The organism is Paenibacillus sp. OK076, assembly GCF_900110055.1.
Taxonomy (GTDB): domain Bacteria; phylum Bacillota; class Bacilli; order Paenibacillales; family Paenibacillaceae; genus Paenibacillus.
This window is the reverse complement of record NZ_FOCH01000001.1, coordinates 288,469-307,322: the sequence shown is the minus strand read 5'-3', so window position 1 is coordinate 307,322 and position 18,854 is coordinate 288,469. Positions and strand designations below refer to the sequence as shown.

Below are 18,854 nucleotides of genomic sequence, written 5' to 3'. Positions count from 1 at the left end.
CGCCTCGTTTGCTTCGAGTGTACCACAGTCCTGTCTTCTCATCGACTATACTGTTGTTTCTCGGTAGTGGCAAAAAGGATAATGTAGCTCGTATTTATTTAGGTATCTTGGTCAGTTCCTGTCTGACTTTGGTATAGGTAGCACTTACCTTCTGTTCCAGTGTATAGATATGTTGTTTGGAGCCTGCCCATTTCTCCGCTGCTGCGGATAAGGAGTTCAACGAGCTTAATACGCGTGATGACTGGCCTAGTTTTGCACTCTGTTTGAACTGCTGCAACGCGTTTGAATATCGCTCTTTCGATAGGCTCGCCTGTTTTTTGCCCGTTTGAATCTGCTTCTTCACGGGATCAGCTCCAGCCAGTAAAGTACGCAACCGTTTCACTTCTGTGCTCTTTCGTTTGCGGGCTTCGGCAAGCTCCTTTTTCTTGAAACGAATGTCTTGTCGAGCAAGCTGAACAACTGGTTTTAACGTATCCGCTTGGGTGCGAATAGCCGCACTCCATTCCTTGTTTTTGATCGCTTTGGCGGCATCGAGCTGCCTATTCACTGAACTGTACAAGGCAAACAAAGACTCATACCGGGCCTCGGTTTGTTTTACCTTTTCGGTTAGACCAGCGATCTTTGCATCATCGATTTGCCTTATACCCACACGTAATTGTTCCAGCTCCTTGCTATTAGCGGCATGAATGGTCTTTGTCTTTTGCTCCCAAGCTTGTTCCTGCGTCGTCCAGTTGCCAACGTTCTCGTACGCTCGTTGCAGGGACAACTTGGTCTGCGAATCGGCCTTGCTCAGCACCGTCTCCCACGCCTTCTGGGCTGTTACGCCAAGCTCGGGACCCGCCGCTTCAGCAGCGGAGGAATAATACATCACACTCATACTGAATATGATGATGAGTCCCAGGCTCATACGGGTCCATACGTTAGCGCGAAGGTTAGGGCGCGCCCCGCATCGGTTGCTCAGGTTGCTCATGAAACTATGATTCTTCATGCTCCTCATAAGGGATTGATTCATAATCTTTTGGTTGTTATCATTCCCCTCATTTATGCCGTGTTCCCTGATTTGTGTTGCACACGAACAAAGACCCACCTGATGATTTTCCTTTTCTTCCAAAATTCCAGTTTGCATTCTCTTCTACCCCCTCAATGTGAATTGATAATTAGAACCTGCTGGATGTGTCTGTGCGGTGACTCGATTACGATCCCTGATATACAAACTGGCAAAAAACAAAAAAAGCACCCGCAAGTCAGGCGTATTGCCTGCTCTTACGGGTGCTTCCCTCATAAGCCGTTCCATATGGGATTCGCCGAAATGGTCATCATCTCGAATCGAACCATTACCTTTCCCTAATATATTCCATACTTGTATTCTGGTCAAGTCAGATAGAGAAACCAGCATATCAACCGGGAGAACCCTTCCCGCTTGCAGATTACTTTACCGTCCAGCCAGGATGGCTTTCATTTCTTCTGTCAGGTCTTCTTCTTTCAGGATCATGTAAATGTTCTCCCCCTGGGTAACATTCAACTTGATCTGATAGATGGTATCTTTCTCTGTTTGATAACCGGACCTTTGACGTTGAAGCAATTCGCTGATAATTTTTTTATTTTTGGTAGCGATCTGTTTGTTGCCACTTAAATTCCCGTCCACATATTCTGACTGAGGGTACACCATCTGAGGATTTCCGGGACTGTTAATCTCTTGCATCACAAACTGCGCGGAAGCCACCTCATCTACTGAAAATTCCAGTTGTTCGTATAATTTGTTTTCTTTCAGCCAATTCAATACCCGATCATAGCTTGGTTTGATCTCAAAATTCCACATCTCCTTAGGCTGAAAAGGATCATTCGATGAAGAATCCTGATTCATTTCCGCAAATGCAAAAGACTGCCACGGGGAACGTTGCTCCTCGTAAGTCTGGTCCATAATGTCCTGCTTCAGCAATTCCTTGAACTCACGAACTTGCTGCGGATTACTGATATATACCTTCAGATAAGGACTAATGGTTGAGCGAATTCCAATACTCAGCGCGTCCTCTTCCAGCTTATACGTATCGTATGCAACTCTTTTGTAGTCCTGGGTCTGTTTCAAAGTCATTAATTCCTGACGGAACTCCGCTTCGGGAATGTAGTATTTACGTTTCATCACCTTGCCGTTATCCAGCTTGTAATTAATAAACACATACTCGTCATTACGCATACCTGGATTGATGGGATCATCCAGCAAAGACAGATCAGAATCCACGATCTTCTGATGAAGAGCAATAACAGCTTTCATATATTCAGAATCACTTGAATAGAAAGGACCATCATCCATTTTCGATGAGACACCGTTAATATAAGTGTATCTCTCTCCACCTAGCTTGATACTGTTAACCTTGTTCAACTCAGGCACTCGTGCAGCATATCCATTCCAGCTGGCAACAGGCACGTACAAAATCAGTCCGGCGACGATAGCATATAAAACCATCTTGGGCAGCAGCTTGCTGCTCCAAATCAACCACGTCTTGCGAATAATCATCTCGGCTACAATATAACCGACAACTCCACCGAGGATATATCCGAAGATTCCCCACCCCGATGATCCTCTTGGAGCAATAATGGTGAAGTAGGCTCCACTAATTAAAACCAGCGTAAACATTAAACCAAATCGGAATATGGGTTTAACAAGTGTAAATGTCACCGCTTGGGTAGCAGATTCCACCTGTCTCTTCGCATAGAATACGTAAGATAACAGAATGAACAACACTGTCAATATGGAATAAATAATGAGTTCCCAACCGATCACAGGAGCTCCACTAATCGAACCCATGCGAAGAACTAAAGATATTTTTTCTGCATTTCGCCCAACATCATCGTACGGATATCCAAGCAGGTAATGTTGAAGATGCAAGGAAAAAATGAACCATACAACAACAGGCAACAGTAGGAGTGCGTATACGGTGAGTCCCTGTAATACAGACTGTCCAATGCACATGCCTACCACCACGGTCAGCATGAACATAAACAGCGAGTAAATGCTCATACTGAGGCCCCACATCCAGATTGAACTACCACCGAAAGTAAAAGCTGGATGATCCAGTACTGCCCATACCCAACCGGTTATTGCTGCGGTAATCCAGACCGGAACCAAAGTCACGACGAACCCCGTCAACAAATTAACGGTTAACAGATGCTTGCGGCGCAGCGGCAAACTGTGGAACAGATCCGAAGGTGCACCAGATTGCATATAACGGAATAAAAATATACCCGCAGCTACCGGGAACGTAATGGCAAACAGAATTTGCACTTCCCCATTCGCCTGGAACAAGCTGGTAATCTGCTGTGGTACTTCCCGGTACTCTGTACCGATATAGAGCGGCAGCGAAAACAACAACGTGAGCAGATACAAAATGCCAATCCATCCATGCTGCCTGAAATTTTGGAACAGGATGCCCCGGTTACAGAACAATCGGTTGAATATCATATCCTGCATCCTCCATTTCATAGATAAATATTTCTTCCAGCGTCAGCGGCAGCACATCCAGCAGATAGGGATCAAGTGCACGGAAGCGTTCCGTTACAGCCTCGCGATTGCCTTTCACAATAAACAGGGATACACTGCCACGCTTCTCTTCATGCAGAATATTCACCTGTTCCTCCATAGCCTTGGCATGATCCGGATGACGGAATGCGACCTGTATTTTATGCGTATCAGCCTTCAGATCATCCAGATCTTTCTCTACGATAATCCGGCCTTTGTGCATGATGGCAACATGGTCGCACAGGTCTTCAATCTCGCGCAAATTGTGAGACGAGATCAGAATCGTCACCTGACGCTCCGCTGCTTCCTGGAACAGCAGATTCTTGATCTGCTGCCGCATGACCGGATCAAGCCCATCGATCGGCTCATCCATGAGCAGCACTTCAGGCATGCAGCTAAGTCCAAGCCATACGGCTGCCTGACGGCGCATACCTTTGGACATGCGATGCAGTTTACGTTTCACGTCCAGTTTAAATACACTGCCGAGCTGTACAAAACGTTCCTCATTCCAGCGAGGGTATACCGAACGATAGAAGGCAGCCATCTGATGGATGGACGATTGCGGGAAAAAGTATGGCGCGTCTGCCATAAAAATGGTACGTCCCTTGAGGTCCATATTTTCATATATTTCTTGTCCATCCATGCGAACCGTACCGCTATCCTGACGATAGATACCTGCCAGTATTTTGAGCAGCGACGTTTTGCCTGCCCCGTTGGAACCGAGCAAACCGTAGATCGATCCCTTATGTACTTGCATCGTGACGCCATCAACGGCTTTTTCCTGTTCAAATGCCTTAATGACCTGATTCAGCTCAATCATGCGGCTCCCCCTTCTCTATACGGGCCATCGCTTCCTCAAATAAAAGCGTCATATCGGCTTTGCTGAGACCGGAATATGAAGCTTCCGCAATCAGCTTCACCAGAGCGGCTCTGATTTCATCTCTCATGGCTGCATTCGGATGTTCCACGGACGATGATACGAAGCTCCCTTTTCCCTGCAATGAATAGATATAACCTTCACGTTCAAGTTCCCGGTACGCCTTCTGAATCGTATTCGGATTAACCGTGAGCTGCCCGGAAAGTGTGCGAACGGAAGGCAGCTGCTCATCGGGTTGGAGAACACCGTACACGATCATTTCTTTGATTTTGTCCACTAGTTGCTCATAGATCGCCTTACGGCTGCGTACATCCAATTCGAACATCCCGCACCTCCTCTCTATAAAAGTTGTAATACCCTATTGATGAACGATGACTGTATTTTGAAGTGTATGTATCCAACCCTAAGGTGTATTAACTGTACTACTATTATTAATACAGTTAATACAGATTGTCAACCATTTACTTTGACTTCTTATATAATTCGCGTTAGGTTTATATATATGATCAAAGTGACATATTAACGAGCTGAAATAGATCACTCCGCTAGATAAAAGGCGTAATTTTGGGGTTCAGTTTGGTTCGGGCGGGTCTCTCCTGGTGGTAAAATCACTTTTCGGGCTAAATACGTTCAAAGCTTGTTCTGATCTTTCCCCTTCCGTTATGATGGAGAAGAACGTTGTACTTGCATACTGGTTCTCTTGCTCGCTTCGCTCGTTGCTTGTACAGTTGTCCTAACGTCTGACATATGCGTACATATTTTATAGATGGCTTTATAAAAACCTCATGAGGGAGAATCCGGGATGAATGAACAGAAACAGAATGATTCTATAGATCGTAATCGCCCAGAAACTACAAGCGTGTCAAATCGCTTTGAAACAAACGCGACAGCAGCAGCATCGACAAAGCGTGTATTAATCGTAACCGCCGTTGATGCGGAAAAAGAGGCTGTACTGCGCGGCCTGGGTGACCAGGCAGCAGAACGCTTTGATGTTATTGCTGCGGGCGTAGGCCCTGCCTCGGCCGCAGCAGGAACCGCTGCCGCGCTGGCCTTTGCCTCAGCAGCGGCTGGCGCAAGTGCGCTGGCGCAAGGCTCCGCCGCGCCAAGCCAAACTGATGCGGCACAGGCATCTGCCGCATCCTCAAGGCCGGGGCCCCTTGCCGGGACCGGACTGACCCCAGCGTACACGCTGGTGGTCAGTGCCGGCATCGGCGGCGGGTTCCCCGGCCGGGCGGACGTCGGCTCCCTCGTGGTAGCCGACGCCATGGTTGCCGCCGATCTGGGCTCGCAGACGCCAGACGGCTTCCTCAGCGTGGACGAGCTCGGTTTCGGCTCGTCCCGTGTGGCGGCGGACGCGGCGCTTGCCGCGCGCCTGCGCCATGAGCTGCAGCGGGCAGGGCTCGCTGTCAGCGGAGGCACCGCGGTCACCGTATCCACGGCGACCGGAACGGCCGAGACGGCCGCGGAGCTGCTGCGCCGCGTGCCAGATGCCGCCGCCGAAGGCATGGAAGGCTTCGGCGTGGCAACGGCAGCCCAGCAGTTCGGCTTGCCAGCACTCGAACTGCGGGCCATATCCAACGCGGTCGGCCCACGCGACCGCGACGCCTGGCGCATCAAGGATGCCCTGGATGCGCTCCAGGCTGCAAGTTCCATTTTACGGGAGGTACTTACATCATGAAAATTGCATTTTCCCCTTGTCCCAACGATACATTTATCTTTCACGCCTGGGTGCATGGACTGATTCCTGGTGCACCTGAGCTTGATGTCCGTTATGCGGACATTGATATTACCAACGGCCTTGCCGCAAATCCGGATGGACCAGATACACCTGAAGTCATGAAAATATCCTATGCAGCACTGCCTTATGTGCTGAATGATTATGCGCTTTTGCCTGCGGGCGGCGCACTTGGCAGAGGATGTGGTCCACTGGTTCTGACCGCTAACGGCACAACCGATCCGGCCTATCTCTCGGGACGCCGAGTTGCCGTGCCGAGTGAACGTTCAACAGCCTACCTGCTATTCCGTCTCTGGGCAGCACAAAATGTTCCCGGCGGTGTAGGCGAGATTGTCGTTATGCCATTCGACCAGATTATGCCTGCTGTCCGGGATGGCAAGATCGATGCCGGCCTGGTTATCCATGAAGCACGCTTCACGTACCAGAATTATGATCTCAAACTGATGACAGATCTCGGTAACTGGTGGGAAAGCGACACAGGTCTGCCAATCCCGCTGGGTGCAATCATCGCCCGTCGCAACCTGGATGCTCACGCCCTTGCAGGTTGGGCACGTGCCTCGGTGGAATACGCATGGGCGCATCCGGATGAGTCCAAAGCATACGTCATGGAACATGCACAAGAGATGGACCCTGATGTAACTGCACAGCATATCGGCCTGTACGTTAACGAGTTCAGCGCCAACCTGGGCGATGATGGTTACGGTGCAATTACAGCATTGCTTGGACGAGCGATGAAAGAAGGACTTGTTCCCGAGTTCGATCTGGATTTGTTGCGGATCTAATTCGCAAGGGCATCAATCCAAACAATCAATGAAGCTAGGCTGTGCCAATCTCTTTTTCTATTTTCTGCTGGGTACAGTCTCATTGCTAATATCTCGTGTCCGAGGCGCTAACGAATCGGTAACACCTTATTAAGCAGAATTGAGCGGAACGGCAATACTTACGAACCTCAGTCACGTTATTCCGTTAAATCTCAGCGAATAGATAGAAAAAACAGAAAGAACGGCGAAATAACGCTTCTGTGATTCGTTAGATTCCAGTATCCGTGGAATTCCGCATATTAACGTGACTCAAGTTCGTTAGATAATACAAAGGGCTGTCCTATAAAGTCATATTCATGACAATAGGACAGCCCTCTTTAATTTATTTCAATAACAAACCGAACCTATACACACTGATAATCCAAACCTCGGCACATTGATCCCACCACGCGTATAAGACCTAACCACTCAGCGGATCTAACCAATCATCCATTCAATGTAATCTCAAACGTTCTTCTTACAACGATCCAAACTTTATTACACCCCCACTACCGTGCGAATCATAACCCGCAGAGCATCCAGCATCATGGGGATGGGCAGTGACGGCACGGAAGGCTGAAGCACAGCCATTTCTGTTGAAGCTGGAAAATGTACAAATCCGGCACGAATCGGAAGCTGTTTCAACCGGATATGATCCAGCACCCGGTACATCGTATTGTTACAAATATACGTGCCTGCCGTATTGGACACCGCAGCCGGTATGCCTGCTGCCCCCATGTTATTCACCATCGCACGAATCGGCAATGTGGAGAACAGACCGTCCGGGCTGCCTTCCACTATGAGCTCGTCCACGGGATGCTGGCCTTGGTTGTCCGAATAGGAGCCAGGAGGAACATCTTTGACATTAACAGCAATCCGTTCAGGTGTAATGGCTGTCCTTCCTTTGGCCAAACCACAGGCGATGACGACATCCGGTTGATAGGATTCCATCTCTGCGATCAGCAGATCCGCACATTCATCGAAGTGCACAGGCAGCAGGACTGTTTTCAATTCCGCTCCCTCTATCACTTCCTGCACAAGTGCCTCCATCAGCTCTCCCGTCGGATTGATCGCATCCCCGCCAAAAGGTTCAAATCCGGAGATCAGAATTTTCAGCATCGCTTTTCCTCTCCTGTCTATTTCTCGGATTTGTAACGCAAGCCCCACTGCCCGCGGATCGTGTCCATCAACTTCATAATTTCCAGGGATTCGTCCAATTGGATCGTTCTGCTCTCCGTACGTCCTTCCAGAATGCAGCGCCCTGCTTCCTCTGCTTCAAACGCATATCCAATGCACGTCCGGTCATCGGTAAATGTCTCCGGTTCGTCCTGGCCGTTCACGTGCAGATAAGCTTCTTTGCCTGCCAGGAAAAGTGGTAAACGAATATACCCTTCTGTGCCATATATGACCGCTTCGTTACTCAAGTTAAGACGAATGGCCCCATTCAGCGATGCAGAACGACCTTCGGAATAAGACAACAGTACGGAGAACTGTTCGTCCACACCCGTCTGTCCAATATTCGCCGTACTCCACACATGCTGAGGCTGCTCGCCAAAAATCATGGACGCGAAGGAGATCGGATATACCCCTGCATCAAGCAAAGCCCCACCACCCAGATCCGGGTTAAGCAACCTGCCTTCCGGCTCCCAGCCTACGCGGAAACCAAAGTCGGCTTTGACCAAACGTACCTCGCCGATTCTGCCTTCCGCAATCCATGCTCTGGCTTGGGTAATCGGTGGCAGAAAGCGTGTCCACATGCCTTCCATAAGAAAAAGCTTGCGCTCACGCGCCTCCTCGACCAGCTGCTCCAGCTGACGGGCATTCATCGTAAACGGTTTCTCACAAAGTACTGCCTTGCCCGCTTCCAAACAAGCAAGCACATTTTCCTTATGTAACGGATGCGGTGTTGCCACATAAATAATATCCACTTCAGGGTCCTGCAGCATCTCATCGTATGAACCGTAAGCGCGTGCAAAACCATATTCAGCTGCAAACTTCTCTGCGCTTTCAGATGTTCGTGAACCCACCGCCGCTTTTACGGCGTTCCCGGCATGCTCCAGGTCTCGTGCGAACTGGGATGCAATCCATCCCGTACCCATAATGCCCCAATTCACCTTGTCCCGTCCAACAACTTTCGTCATCGTAAAGCCTCCCCTGATATCAACATATTTTAAAAAGATCACGATCTCGATTAGGCCAACACGGAGTCTTCTTTATTTTACCAAAAAGAACCGCTTGCGTCAGACCCGTTTCATCTTTCACATTCCATGATGTCATTTCATTGATCTAATTGAGATCCACTCTCATTTCAATTTTTCTGTATTTTTGCTAAGATGATTGCAGATCACAGATGAAAGGACGACCCGACTTTGTCCACACTGTTAACCATTGATAAACTAGTGAAACGTATCGGTTTAACCGAGCAGCATATTTTATTTGAACATGTGAACGCAATCGTGGATCAGGGAGAACGCATTGCCATACTTGGTGCATCCGGCCAAGGAAAAAGCACATTGCTCCGCATTCTCGCCCTGCTGGATATTCCTGATGAAGGAGACCTGATCTGGAAAGGAATTTCTTATCGGGATTCGGACCCTCGTATCTGGCGCATGCGCATGACTTATGTCGCACAGCAGGCTGTCATGCTGGCAGGCAGTGTGGAAGATAACCTGAAAACCGTGCACCTGCTTCACAGGCAGCCATACGATCAGGACCTCGCCCGCCTCCTGCTTGCAGGAATGGGATTGGAGAATCTTGATATTCATAAGCGGGCCATCGACCTCTCCGGTGGGGAGAAACAACGCATAGCCCTAATCCGTTCCATGATGCTGCGTCCTGAGGTCCTGCTGTTGGATGAAGTGACTGCTTCCCTGGATCGGACCAACGCACGCCTGGTGGAGGAACAATTGACCCGCTGGAGCCAGCAGGAAGGCACTTCGCTCGTCTGGGTTACCCATGATCAGGAACAGGCACAATCATTCAGTACAACCACCTGGTTTATGGGCAATCAGACACTGCTGGAGCGCCAGCCAACAGCTCATTTTTTTGACAACCCGGCTACGGACCTGGCCAGACAATTCATTATGCATCCTGCCCCCGCGGCAGAATAAGGAGAAATCATGTCACTCATCGCTCTGAGTTTTACCATTATATTCGTGATGGTCACCATGCTCATCTCTGTCTGGCAGAAGCTTGATCTGGAAAAAGATATCGCTATAGGCACCGTTCGTTCCGCTGTACAGCTGTTGCTTGTCGGATATATACTTCAATTTATTTTTAACTCGGATCACCCCGCTCTTATCGTTGCCATTGTCGGATTCATGATTATCGTAGCCTCCCTTAATGCTGGCAAACGCGGCAAAGGACTTCGCTGGATTTCCTTGTATATTGCGGCTGCAATTACGGTCACGGAGCTGCTCATGATGGGGCTGTTGTTAGGACTGGGTATTGTAGAGCCTACCCCCCAATACATTATTCCGTTGAGCGGGATGACCATCGGTAATGCCATGGTAGTGTCCGGGCTGTTCCTGAATCAGATGAAACGCGAGGTCGAGTCCTCCAAAGGAGAGATTGAATCCCTGCTTGCACTGGGCGCAACGCCAAGACGTGCTTTTCAGGACGTATTGAAACGTTCCGTAAAATCCAGCATGATCCCCACGATTGATGGCATGAAAACGGTAGGACTTGTACAGCTTCCTGGTATGATGACAGGCATGATTATTGCGGGTGCCGATCCGGTTGAGGCCGTGCGTTACCAGATTCTGATCGTGTTTGCTTTTACCAGCTCAGCCGCCATTACCAGCATTCTGCTCAGCCTGATGACGTACCGGCAGTGGTTCACATCGGATATGCGTCTGCGCTCGCTATGATATATCCACCTTGCGAGGAAAGGAGGTCACACCATGTTAACCCATCCAATCACCAATAATAACGGCAGCACCTCCCATACATTGACCCAGCCGGATCACCCGAAACGCTCTGATGAATCCATGTCCCGAACGGAAATGGATGCTTTTCTGAACGATGCGCTGCTCGAACTGCGTCAGGCAGAGCTGGTTACCGTGAATACGCATTGGCAATGGAGTCAAACGGAGCTTCCACACCATACTTTGGTCTACATGCACAAATTCACGGGCAAGCTGGTAGCGAACGGTATCGAATCCCTTGTCACTCGTAAGTCCGCCTTCTTGTCTACACCGGGAAACTTTCTTGAGCTTATCTCTGATACGGACCAAGAGATTGAATTGTATATCATTCATTTCGATCTGTTTCGGGTGGCTGAGAAAACGAAAGAACGGCGAATATATGAGCGAGAGCTTGGTTCCCCTGTAACAGGATGGATTCAGGGCCCTTACTATGGGATACAGCGAATTGCCGCACAATTAACAACTGAAGCTTCACAGACCAGCCTGAAAGTGCAGCTGCTTCTGACTGATCTGCTTCATATGCTCTGGCCGCAGGAAGGTCAGGTGCATGCGGAAGCACAGGACGAGCCTGAACAATGGCTCAGATCCACCTTGCAGTACATGCGGGAAAACTATATGAACGAAATCAAGCTGGAGAAGCTGGCCGAACTGGCAGGTATGCATCCATCGTATTATTCACAGCTGTTCAAGAGCCGGATGCAGAAAAATCCTATCGAATATATCACTCATTTACGAATGAATCGGGCCAAGGAATGGCTCATGACTTCAGATCTGCGTATTCGTGATGTGGCCCGCCAGGTAGGCTATCGGGACGAATTCTATTTCAGCCGCCGCTTCAGAAATCATGCCGGTTATGCGCCAACTTCCTATGCCAAGCAGGTACATCGAAATATCGTCTCACTCTCCTATCCATACACCGATCACCTGATGACGCTTGGCATCACACCCTGTGCAGCTCAAATCCAGGGCCATCTGCCCCATGTTCCCAAATCGTTGACGCTGCCGTTCCATGCCTATGAACCATGGGAACAGGGACGCCAGGCATTCCTGGATGTGAATCCCGATTTGATTCTGACCAAGGACAACGCAGCCGTTAAAGCGATGGAACATATCGGAGATGTCGCTCCAATCATCACCATCCCTTGGAATCAGACAGATATGTTTGGTCATTTGCAGAAAATTGCCTCTATTGTTGATCGTACTCAAGCGGCTAAGGAGTGGCTGGATCGGCATGAGCGCAAGGCGGAGCGGGCTCGCAAAAAGATCAGGGAGACAGCGGGTCAGGTCACCGTCGCGATCTGTACCTTAACTGCAAAAGGACCGCGCATGTACAGCAATCGTAACTTCGGACATGTATTTTACCGCAGCCTGCAACTGGCCGCTCCTGATCGAATTCAGAAGGAACTAACGGGCAAACCTGCCGGAGTGGGATTCAACTGGATGTCTTTCACGCCTGGAGAATGGGATGGATTGGAAGCGGATGTGCTGCTAATTGCGGTTACGTCCATGCACGAACGTACCACTCTGTTACAGCAGATTACTGCTGATCCATTGTGGAAAAACTATCCCGCGGTAAAGGCTGGGCGCGTACATGTCATAGACTGGAATTCATGGGTCGTATACGCTCCGTATTCCATCAACATCCAGCTCGATGAAGCGCTCTCTATGTTGACGAACCATGCAGCATTTCTGTAATCTAAAAAATGTCCATCTCTATAATCTTAATTTATGCCATGTACGGGCCTGAATTAAGATTTTATAATGTTCACTAATTGATAATGATAATCAATAACAACAGCAATGCGTTGTTGGTACCAAAGGAGTGACCCGCATTCAACATCCGGGACTATCACAACGTCCGTCTAAACCAAGAAAATCCGCAGTCACGGTTGGCCTCATGTTTTTGGCGGCCATTGCCGCACTGCTGCTTAGTATGTTTGTCGCCATTTCTCTTGGTGCCAAAGGGCTCACACTGGAGACCGTATGGACTGCCATATTTCAGTACAACCCGGCTTTAACGCCGCATCAGATTATTCACGAGCTACGGCTGCCACGAGTCATTGCTGCTGCAGTGATTGGTGCCGCCTTTGCTGTGGCCGGAGCGCTCATGCAGGGAATCACACGCAATCCGCTGGCAGACACCGGCATTCTGGGGATCAATGCAGGCGCTACCTTTGTCGTGGCTCTAAGCTTCGCCTTCTGGCCGGGATTGCCTTATGGCTGGATTATGTTCCTGTCATTTGCAGGGGCTGTGCTTGGCACGCTGCTCATTTTCCTGCTGGGTATGGCGGCCCCCGGAGGTCTGACCTCCATCAGGCTTACTGTTGCGGGGGCCGTTATTGCAGCCATGCTGAGTTCGCTCAGCACCGGTGTCGCCATCTATTTTGACTTGAGCCAGGATTTGGCCTTCTGGTATGCGGGTGGGTTCGGGGGAATTGAATGGCGGCATCTGAAGCTGATTCTGCCTGTTCTGCTCGTTACTCTGGTACTCACTTTGCCTATGGCCCGTCGGATATCTCTCATGTCGCTAGGAGAAGAAGTTGCGATTAATCTCGGAATCAACCTCCGCTGGACCAGGCTGTTTGCCTTGACGGCGGTTGTTGTGCTGGCTGGCGTATCCGTTTCCGCTGTAGGCTCGATCGGCTTTGTTGGACTGGTCATTCCACATATTTCCCGCAAATTGGTTGGCGTGGATTATCGACTCATCATTCCGATGTCCTCCCTGCTCGGAGCCGTCCTGCTCGTGCTCGCCGATCTGGGATCACGCATTGTGAACCCGCCTCAGGAACTGGCAGTAGGCATTATGGTCGCCTTTGTCGGTGTACCCTTCTTCCTCTATCTGGCCCGTAAAGAAAGGAGGGCCCTATAGCGATGAACACCAATACACCCTCACGGGGCAAACGTTCCATAGCGGTCAGCGTTGCGCTGCTCTGCATCGCCTGTGCCGTTATCGTGATCAGCCTCAACTCGGGAACAATTCGCCTGTCACCAATAGCCGTGCTTCACACCCTGCTTGGTTATGGCACGCCGGATGATCAGATTGTATTGTTCGACTATCGACTGCCACGCATTCTGGTTACTGTACTCGCCGGAGCGGGACTCGGTGTGGCTGGTGCGGCACTGCAAGGCATTACACGCAATCCATTGGCCGATCCGGGCATCCTCGGCTTGCATGCAGGAGCGGCTTTTGGATTGATGGTATTCGTAAGCTTCTCCCATTCCATGAATGGCTCAGTTGCCTTGCTGATTCCGTTGTTTGCTTTTGCAGGGAGTGTCGCCGCGGCGTTGATTATTATGCTGCTATCCTATGACCGACATAACGGAGTATCCCCCATTAAGCTTATTCTGGTGGGCATTGCCGTAGCAGCCGGTTTCCATGCCCTGACGCTCTATCTGTCCCTGCGTTTGGATGAAGACACCTATTCCTTCGCCGCCCGCTGGCTGGCAGGCAGCGTCTGGGGCAGAGACTGGGTTCATGTTCAGGCGCTGCTTCCATGGATTGTGCTGTGCATCTCGTACATATGGAGCCGCTCCAAAACGCTGGATGCCTTCAATCTGGGAGATGCTGCCGCGACCAGTATTGGTACACCCGTCAGATCCCAACGTGTTATTTTGCTATTGTGCACGGTAGCATTATCTGCCGTCAGTGTGTCCATGGCTGGCGGGATCGGATTCATTGGTCTGGCGGCGCCGCATCTGGCCCGCAGACTGGTTGGCCCGATGCATCGCCATCTGATCCCAGCCGCCGGACTCATCGGCATGGTGATCCTGGTTGCAGCCGATACAGTCGGGCGAACGATCTTTCAGCCCAATTCCATTCCGGCAGGCGTCGTGGTCGCGGCGATCGGCGCACCTTACTTTTTATACCTGCTGGTACGAACCAAGTAATGGCTTTATCGGAACAATCCGAATGAATAATTTTACCGGTACACCCAACATAAAAACGACATCCATGAGATGTTCAAGGAGATTGAGATTACCCATGTTAAAGAAAAACCTGTTGCTCTTCATGAGCATCTGTCTGGTGCTTGTACTCGCAGCCTGCGGGAACGCCAATAATTCATCCTCTGCGTCGGAAGGTTCTACGAAGGACACTTCGAACGCTGCACAGGACACCCATTCCGCTTCTGGAGAACAACGCATCGCATCCATGTCGATCCATCTGACCAATGACCTGCTGTCTCTCGGCATTACCCCGGTTGGTTCGGTGATCGGCGGGGAAGCCAAAGCCTTCCTGTCCCATGTTGCTGACCGTCTTCAAAATACAACGCCGCTTGGTCCCGTTAAGGACCCGGACATGGAAGCCTTACTTGCCCTGAAACCGGATGTCATCTATCTCGACGAAGAATTCTCCGGTGATGATATTGCCAAATTCGAGAAAATTGCCCCTGTACACGTCTTCAATCTGGATGATGGCACTTGGCGCGACCACCTGAAGGACATTGGTAAACTGGTCAACCGCGAGAAAGAAGCCGAACAATACATTCAGGATTATGCAACTGAAACGGAAGAAGTGAAATCCCTGATCCACGATACAATCGGTGACGGCACTGTAATGGCGATCCGTGTTACTGCCAAAGAACTGCGTGTATTCAGTACACGCCGTCCAATGGGCCCGATTTTGTACGAAGATCTGGGGTTAACTCCAGTTAAAGGTATTAAGGATTTCGACTCGTCCAAACCGTATCAAGTTATTTCCCGTGAAGTGCTGCCGGACTTTGATGCCGATGCGATCTTCGTAGTTGTGAACTCGGATGATGAAGCTCAGAGCATGTTCAAAGAACTGCAAAACAATCCGATCTGGCAAGGACTGAAGGCTGTCAAAGCAGGTCATGTCTACCCGATCGGTGCTCAACCTTGGCTGGACTATTCTTCAATCGGCAATAAAATGGCCATGGATGAAGCCAAAGAAATGTTTTCTAAGAAATAAAATGTTCCTTATGCACAACATATAAAAAAACACCAAAAAACCTCTCTTTGTAGATCGAAACAGAGTCAGCGAACATGCTCTCTTCATCCACTCAAAGCAGAGGTTTTTTTATTATCCAAATCGGTATCCCTGTAGATAAAAGTCCGTCGGCATGGCCGAATCACAAGGTACAAACGACGATCTCAACATCCGTTTCGGCAAAAGCATTCTGAATAATGCCCTTCACCTTATCCCACTTCAACCTGTCCAGCCCGCAGCCGATTTGCGGCATCGCCAGTTTGTTGAGCCCCTCTCTAACGCATATGTCACGCATGGATTCCACGGCACGAGTAAACGACTGATAGGTCGGTTTGTTCGAAAACTTGGCCTTGGTGACCAAATTCAGCGTCCGTCCTACCGGATAACATTGTCCGATCTCAAGCGGCTCCTGCTGCGCCTGCTCCTGGAGAACCTCCAATCCAAATCGCTGCCGAAACTGCACAGCAATTCCTGCACCCATGCGGGCATCTGCGGAAATACAGTGTGCAAGCGTGTAACTGTCATCCATGGTAAACAAATCCTGCTGTATTTCGCGAAACTCCATATTGTCCTCTTCCCCTTTACAACTTTTACTTTTTCAATTTCTCCAACTCAGTCTCCCGCCAAACGATCCTCAAACGCCTTGAGCGTTTTCTGTCCTGCTGACCGGTCCAATACGGCAAATACGATTCGTTCAAAGGAATGCCTAAATTTCTCCTCTACCAATACATCATGGAAATACTTCGCTACGTCCGCCGGATCATTCCTGAATACCCCGCAGCCATATGCACCTAGTACAATGGTTTGATGTCCATGCAGCGCGGCCACGTCCAGAATATAGCGAATACGCCCTTTCATGACGGACTCAATCTGCTGCTCATCGGCATCCTCCCGATCTCTCACCACTCCTGCATTTACAGCAGGCGCTGTGATGAATGACGTCAGATAATATTTGCCCAGCAGCCGATCCTCGTCATCGCGAATCACCGGGACAGCAGGCGAATAGATCATGTAGTCCGAGTACAAACAGGATCTCAGCTTTCGATTGTAATCATACATTTCGCTCATTTGGGCGATACATGGGTACAGGCCTGTAGCACGAGCCAAGCTTTCCTCCTGTGCCTGGCTGCCTCCCAGGAAGCCGCCGCCGGGGTTTTTCGCTGATGCAAAGTTCAGGCAAACGACATCTTCCCTTCCTTCATCCACAGAAAGACGTGAAGCGGCTGCGAGTGTGGTCTCGCCCGTAACCTCGATGCGAACGGCCGAAGCTTCGGTGGCAGGTTGCATCTGAACCATTTCTTTAGCTCTCTTTTCTCGAAGATCGATAAGCTCCGTTGGACGATATAATATCGAATCCCGGATCGCTCGCTGTAAATCCATACCGATCTGAACTCTGCGATCATACTCGTTCACGTATTCTCCTTCTTCCAGAATAGCCAGCGTCTGATGGGCGATATGAGATCGTTTGGAACGTTGATTTGTGCTATGGAAATCTGTTGTTTTACTGCGATTGTTGTTCTGTATATTGTTCTTATATTGTTGATCGTTCATCTTCATCACTTCCTATATTTTCTCTAAGACGGGTGAGGATCTCACCCAGCCAGTTGGTTCCCCGCCACGTTTTTCTATTACGGATGCGCGGGTCTTCTTCCGCCAATCCAACACCCCAGATGCGGTCATCCGGGCTTGCTTCCACCAGGGTCGTGCCGCGGGTGGCGAGCAGTGTGGTCAGCAGTTGTTCGTTTTGGGTGAATTTGGCTTCGTTGCCCTCATAGACAATGCGTTTGCACTCCGCTTCCCATACCGTCTGGTCGAACCCTGCGACCTGTCTGCCCAGCTTTTTTTGTACGGAAGCGGAGCTTGCTTTCAGGATCTTGTCTGCAATAATCTGATCGCCGAACAGCAGTGCTTTCTGGTGCATCATATATTGCTCTGCACTCGTGTAATGAATGCCATTCACGGTAAAATCCGCCGGGTGCCACTGTGAGAACGGAGACGCTGTGCGCCAGAAAAATGTAAACTTCTCCATCGATAATCCCTCCTAACTTTATGGGGCCAATCTTTCCGGGTTCAGTCTGTATAAACGAGAGGGGCGATGTCCGGCATTCCCTGTATACTCCCCCGTTTCGATGACCCAATCGGCGATTTTGCGCCGGAAGGCGGCAGCCAGAAGTTTTTTGCCACTGATGGTCTCATATACTTTCTGAAGAGCGGTGAGCGTGAACGTCTCCGGCATCAGATTAAAAGCTATATCGGTATACTCCACCTTCGCCCGCAGACGTTCCAGCGCATAGTAAATGATCTTCGCATGATCAAAAGCAATTCCTTGAACCTCATTCACGGTAATGTTGCTGCTGCGCACTCTGCCTTCCAACGTTTCCTTCGTCTCAATAACAGCCGACAATTCCTCTGTTCCATTGGTCAAAATCAATTGCACCCTGCGCTCCGTCACACGTCCACGCTCATGAATATGGCGTTTCTCCTCCAGAAGCCGTTGCTCCATTCGGAACCAGTCTGCTTCACTGGCATCGTCGCCAGCCTGAAGTTGCAGTTCGCTGCTGTCAACCAGCGCCATGTAGGAACAGCTGATTACACGCGTACGCGGATCACGATGCACATCTCCCCAGGTATACAGCTGCTCCAGATAAATATCATCCAGTCCGGTTTCGGTGAACAGTTCCCGCCTAGCGGCATCTTCCAACGATTCCTGCATGGAGACAAACCCACCCGGAAGCGCCCACTGCCCCATATAGGGATGACCGCCACGACGGATCAGCAGCAACTGGAGCTCAGGTTCCGCAAGCTTGCGATAGTTCTCCTGCGTTTCACTTCGTATTGTAAATACCAACATATCCACCGTTACGGAAGGACGTTCGTAATCGCCCGCGTCATAGGTTTCTAGAAACTGTTGTTCACTTATATTCACGTGATTCTGATGCGCTAATGGATTTTGATCAGAATTACCCTTATGTGTCATTTCGAAAGACCTCATTCTGTTATTAACATTTTGTTATTAACAATTAGTTAATAACAATCTAACATATCTTTTTG

General features: G+C 49.8%; 18 protein-coding genes. 8 read left to right on the top strand and 10 right to left on the bottom strand.

What is annotated here, in order from left to right; translation table 11 throughout:
* Window positions 1-94 precede the first annotated feature (94 nt).
* The 4 genes from BMY78_RS01310 to BMY78_RS01295 form a co-directional block, all read right to left on the bottom strand.
* Complete coding sequence (locus BMY78_RS01310; protein WP_143066995.1) at window positions 95-988, bottom strand: hypothetical protein; 894 nt, start codon at window positions 986-988, stop codon at window positions 95-97.
* Window positions 989-1,432: 444 nt separating this feature from the next.
* Window positions 1,433-3,460: a hypothetical protein gene (locus tag BMY78_RS01305; RefSeq protein WP_090893941.1), complete on the bottom strand. Its 2,028-nt coding sequence runs from the start codon at window positions 3,458-3,460 to the stop codon at window positions 1,433-1,435.
* Entirely contained in the window at window positions 3,435-4,337 is a 903-nt protein-coding gene (locus BMY78_RS01300) for an ABC transporter ATP-binding protein (protein ID WP_090893939.1), read from the bottom strand. The genes BMY78_RS01305 and BMY78_RS01300 overlap by 26 nt, the downstream gene beginning before the upstream one ends.
* Complete coding sequence (locus BMY78_RS01295; protein WP_053783970.1) at window positions 4,330-4,719, bottom strand: GntR family transcriptional regulator; 390 nt, start codon at window positions 4,717-4,719, stop codon at window positions 4,330-4,332. Before BMY78_RS01295 ends, BMY78_RS01300 begins: the two co-directional genes overlap by 8 nt.
* 477 nt (window positions 4,720-5,196) lie before the next feature.
* On the opposite strand from BMY78_RS01295, the gene BMY78_RS01290 reads away from it, so the two are divergent.
* Together BMY78_RS01290 and BMY78_RS01285 are read left to right on the top strand one after the other, a co-directional pair.
* Entirely contained in the window at window positions 5,197-6,072 is an 876-nt protein-coding gene (locus BMY78_RS01290) for a futalosine hydrolase (protein WP_177185624.1), read from the top strand.
* Entirely contained in the window at window positions 6,069-6,911 is an 843-nt protein-coding gene (locus tag BMY78_RS01285) for a 1,4-dihydroxy-6-naphtoate synthase (protein ID WP_063568235.1), read from the top strand. The genes BMY78_RS01290 and BMY78_RS01285 overlap by 4 nt, the downstream gene beginning before the upstream one ends.
* Window positions 6,912-7,427: 516 nt before the next feature.
* Here the strand turns inward: BMY78_RS01285 and BMY78_RS01280 are convergent.
* Together BMY78_RS01280 and BMY78_RS01275 are read right to left on the bottom strand one after the other, a co-directional pair.
* A complete protein-coding gene (locus BMY78_RS01280; RefSeq protein WP_090893937.1) occupies window positions 7,428-8,048 on the bottom strand; it encodes a pyroglutamyl-peptidase I in 621 nt (206 codons plus the stop codon).
* A 17-nt stretch (window positions 8,049-8,065) separates the two neighbouring features.
* Complete coding sequence (locus BMY78_RS01275; protein ID WP_090893935.1) at window positions 8,066-9,070, bottom strand: Gfo/Idh/MocA family protein; 1,005 nt, start codon at window positions 9,068-9,070, stop codon at window positions 8,066-8,068.
* A 228-nt stretch (window positions 9,071-9,298) separates the two neighbouring features.
* Here BMY78_RS01275 and BMY78_RS01270 point away from each other — a divergent pair, with 228 nt between their 5' ends.
* The 6 genes from BMY78_RS01270 (at window position 9,299) to BMY78_RS01245 (ending at window position 15,785) form a co-directional block, all read left to right on the top strand.
* Window positions 9,299-10,039, top strand: coding sequence for an ABC transporter ATP-binding protein (locus tag BMY78_RS01270; protein WP_090893933.1), 741 nt, complete (start codon window positions 9,299-9,301; stop codon window positions 10,037-10,039).
* 9 nt (window positions 10,040-10,048) lie between these two features.
* Complete coding sequence (gene fetB / locus BMY78_RS01265; RefSeq protein ID WP_090893931.1) at window positions 10,049-10,798, top strand: ABC transporter permease; 750 nt, start codon at window positions 10,049-10,051, stop codon at window positions 10,796-10,798.
* Window positions 10,799-10,831: 33 nt separating this feature from the next.
* Window positions 10,832-12,550, top strand: a complete 1,719-nt coding sequence (locus tag BMY78_RS01260; protein ID WP_090893929.1) for a helix-turn-helix domain-containing protein — start codon at window positions 10,832-10,834, stop codon at window positions 12,548-12,550.
* A 202-nt stretch (window positions 12,551-12,752) separates the two neighbouring features.
* Window positions 12,753-13,724, top strand: coding sequence for a FecCD family ABC transporter permease (locus tag BMY78_RS01255; protein WP_177185776.1), 972 nt, complete (start codon window positions 12,753-12,755; stop codon window positions 13,722-13,724).
* Window positions 13,725-13,726: 2 nt separating this feature from the next.
* Window positions 13,727-14,743 (top strand): FecCD family ABC transporter permease, encoded by a 1,017-nt coding sequence (locus tag BMY78_RS01250; RefSeq protein ID WP_090893927.1) that lies wholly within the window; start codon window positions 13,727-13,729, stop codon window positions 14,741-14,743.
* A 94-nt stretch (window positions 14,744-14,837) separates the two neighbouring features.
* Complete coding sequence (locus BMY78_RS01245; protein ID WP_090893925.1) at window positions 14,838-15,785, top strand: iron-hydroxamate ABC transporter substrate-binding protein; 948 nt, start codon at window positions 14,838-14,840, stop codon at window positions 15,783-15,785.
* A gap of 160 nt (window positions 15,786-15,945) precedes the next feature.
* Here BMY78_RS01245 and BMY78_RS01240 read toward each other — a convergent pair whose 3' ends face one another.
* From BMY78_RS01240 to BMY78_RS01225, 4 genes are read right to left on the bottom strand one after another with little or no spacing between them, the layout of a single operon-like run.
* Window positions 15,946-16,368 carry a macro domain-containing protein gene (locus BMY78_RS01240; protein ID WP_090893923.1) on the bottom strand — a complete coding sequence of 141 codons (423 nt, stop codon included), beginning with the start codon at window positions 16,366-16,368 and terminating at the stop codon, window positions 15,946-15,948.
* 47 nt (window positions 16,369-16,415) lie between these two features.
* Complete coding sequence (locus BMY78_RS01235; RefSeq protein ID WP_090893921.1) at window positions 16,416-17,354, bottom strand: TIGR02452 family protein; 939 nt, start codon at window positions 17,352-17,354, stop codon at window positions 16,416-16,418.
* Window positions 17,335-17,832 (bottom strand): NADAR family protein, encoded by a 498-nt coding sequence (locus BMY78_RS01230; RefSeq protein ID WP_090893917.1) that lies wholly within the window; start codon window positions 17,830-17,832, stop codon window positions 17,335-17,337. The genes BMY78_RS01235 and BMY78_RS01230 overlap by 20 nt, the downstream gene beginning before the upstream one ends.
* A gap of 18 nt (window positions 17,833-17,850) precedes the next feature.
* Complete coding sequence (locus BMY78_RS01225) at window positions 17,851-18,780, bottom strand: NUDIX hydrolase (protein WP_090893914.1); 930 nt, start codon at window positions 18,778-18,780, stop codon at window positions 17,851-17,853.
* Between the last annotated feature and the right edge of the window lie 74 nt (window positions 18,781-18,854).

Coding starts and splice junctions, on each gene's coding strand:
- BMY78_RS01275 (WP_090893935.1), bottom strand. CDS start 9,070: ATGACGAAAGTTGTTGGACGGGACAAGGTGAATTGGGGCATTATGGGT.
- BMY78_RS01255 (WP_177185776.1), top strand. CDS start 12,753: ATGTTTTTGGCGGCCATTGCCGCACTGCTGCTTAGTATGTTTGTCGCC.
- BMY78_RS01260 (WP_090893929.1), top strand. CDS start 10,832: ATGTTAACCCATCCAATCACCAATAATAACGGCAGCACCTCCCATACA.
- BMY78_RS01225 (WP_090893914.1), bottom strand. CDS start 18,780: ATGACACATAAGGGTAATTCTGATCAAAATCCATTAGCGCATCAGAAT.
- BMY78_RS01280 (WP_090893937.1), bottom strand. CDS start 8,048: ATGCTGAAAATTCTGATCTCCGGATTTGAACCTTTTGGCGGGGATGCG.
- BMY78_RS01240 (WP_090893923.1), bottom strand. CDS start 16,368: ATGGAGTTTCGCGAAATACAGCAGGATTTGTTTACCATGGATGACAGT.
- BMY78_RS01305 (WP_090893941.1), bottom strand. CDS start 3,460: ATGATATTCAACCGATTGTTCTGTAACCGGGGCATCCTGTTCCAAAAT.
- BMY78_RS01245 (WP_090893925.1), top strand. CDS start 14,838: ATGTTAAAGAAAAACCTGTTGCTCTTCATGAGCATCTGTCTGGTGCTT.
- BMY78_RS01230 (WP_090893917.1), bottom strand. CDS start 17,832: ATGGAGAAGTTTACATTTTTCTGGCGCACAGCGTCTCCGTTCTCACAG.
- BMY78_RS01295 (WP_053783970.1), bottom strand. CDS start 4,719: ATGTTCGAATTGGATGTACGCAGCCGTAAGGCGATCTATGAGCAACTA.
- BMY78_RS01285 (WP_063568235.1), top strand. CDS start 6,069: ATGAAAATTGCATTTTCCCCTTGTCCCAACGATACATTTATCTTTCAC.
- BMY78_RS01300 (WP_090893939.1), bottom strand. CDS start 4,337: ATGATTGAGCTGAATCAGGTCATTAAGGCATTTGAACAGGAAAAAGCC.
- BMY78_RS01250 (WP_090893927.1), top strand. CDS start 13,727: ATGAACACCAATACACCCTCACGGGGCAAACGTTCCATAGCGGTCAGC.
- BMY78_RS01290 (WP_177185624.1), top strand. CDS start 5,197: ATGAATGAACAGAAACAGAATGATTCTATAGATCGTAATCGCCCAGAA.
- BMY78_RS01310 (WP_143066995.1), bottom strand. CDS start 988: ATGAAGAATCATAGTTTCATGAGCAACCTGAGCAACCGATGCGGGGCG.
- fetB (WP_090893931.1), top strand. CDS start 10,049: ATGTCACTCATCGCTCTGAGTTTTACCATTATATTCGTGATGGTCACC.
- BMY78_RS01235 (WP_090893921.1), bottom strand. CDS start 17,354: ATGAACGATCAACAATATAAGAACAATATACAGAACAACAATCGCAGT.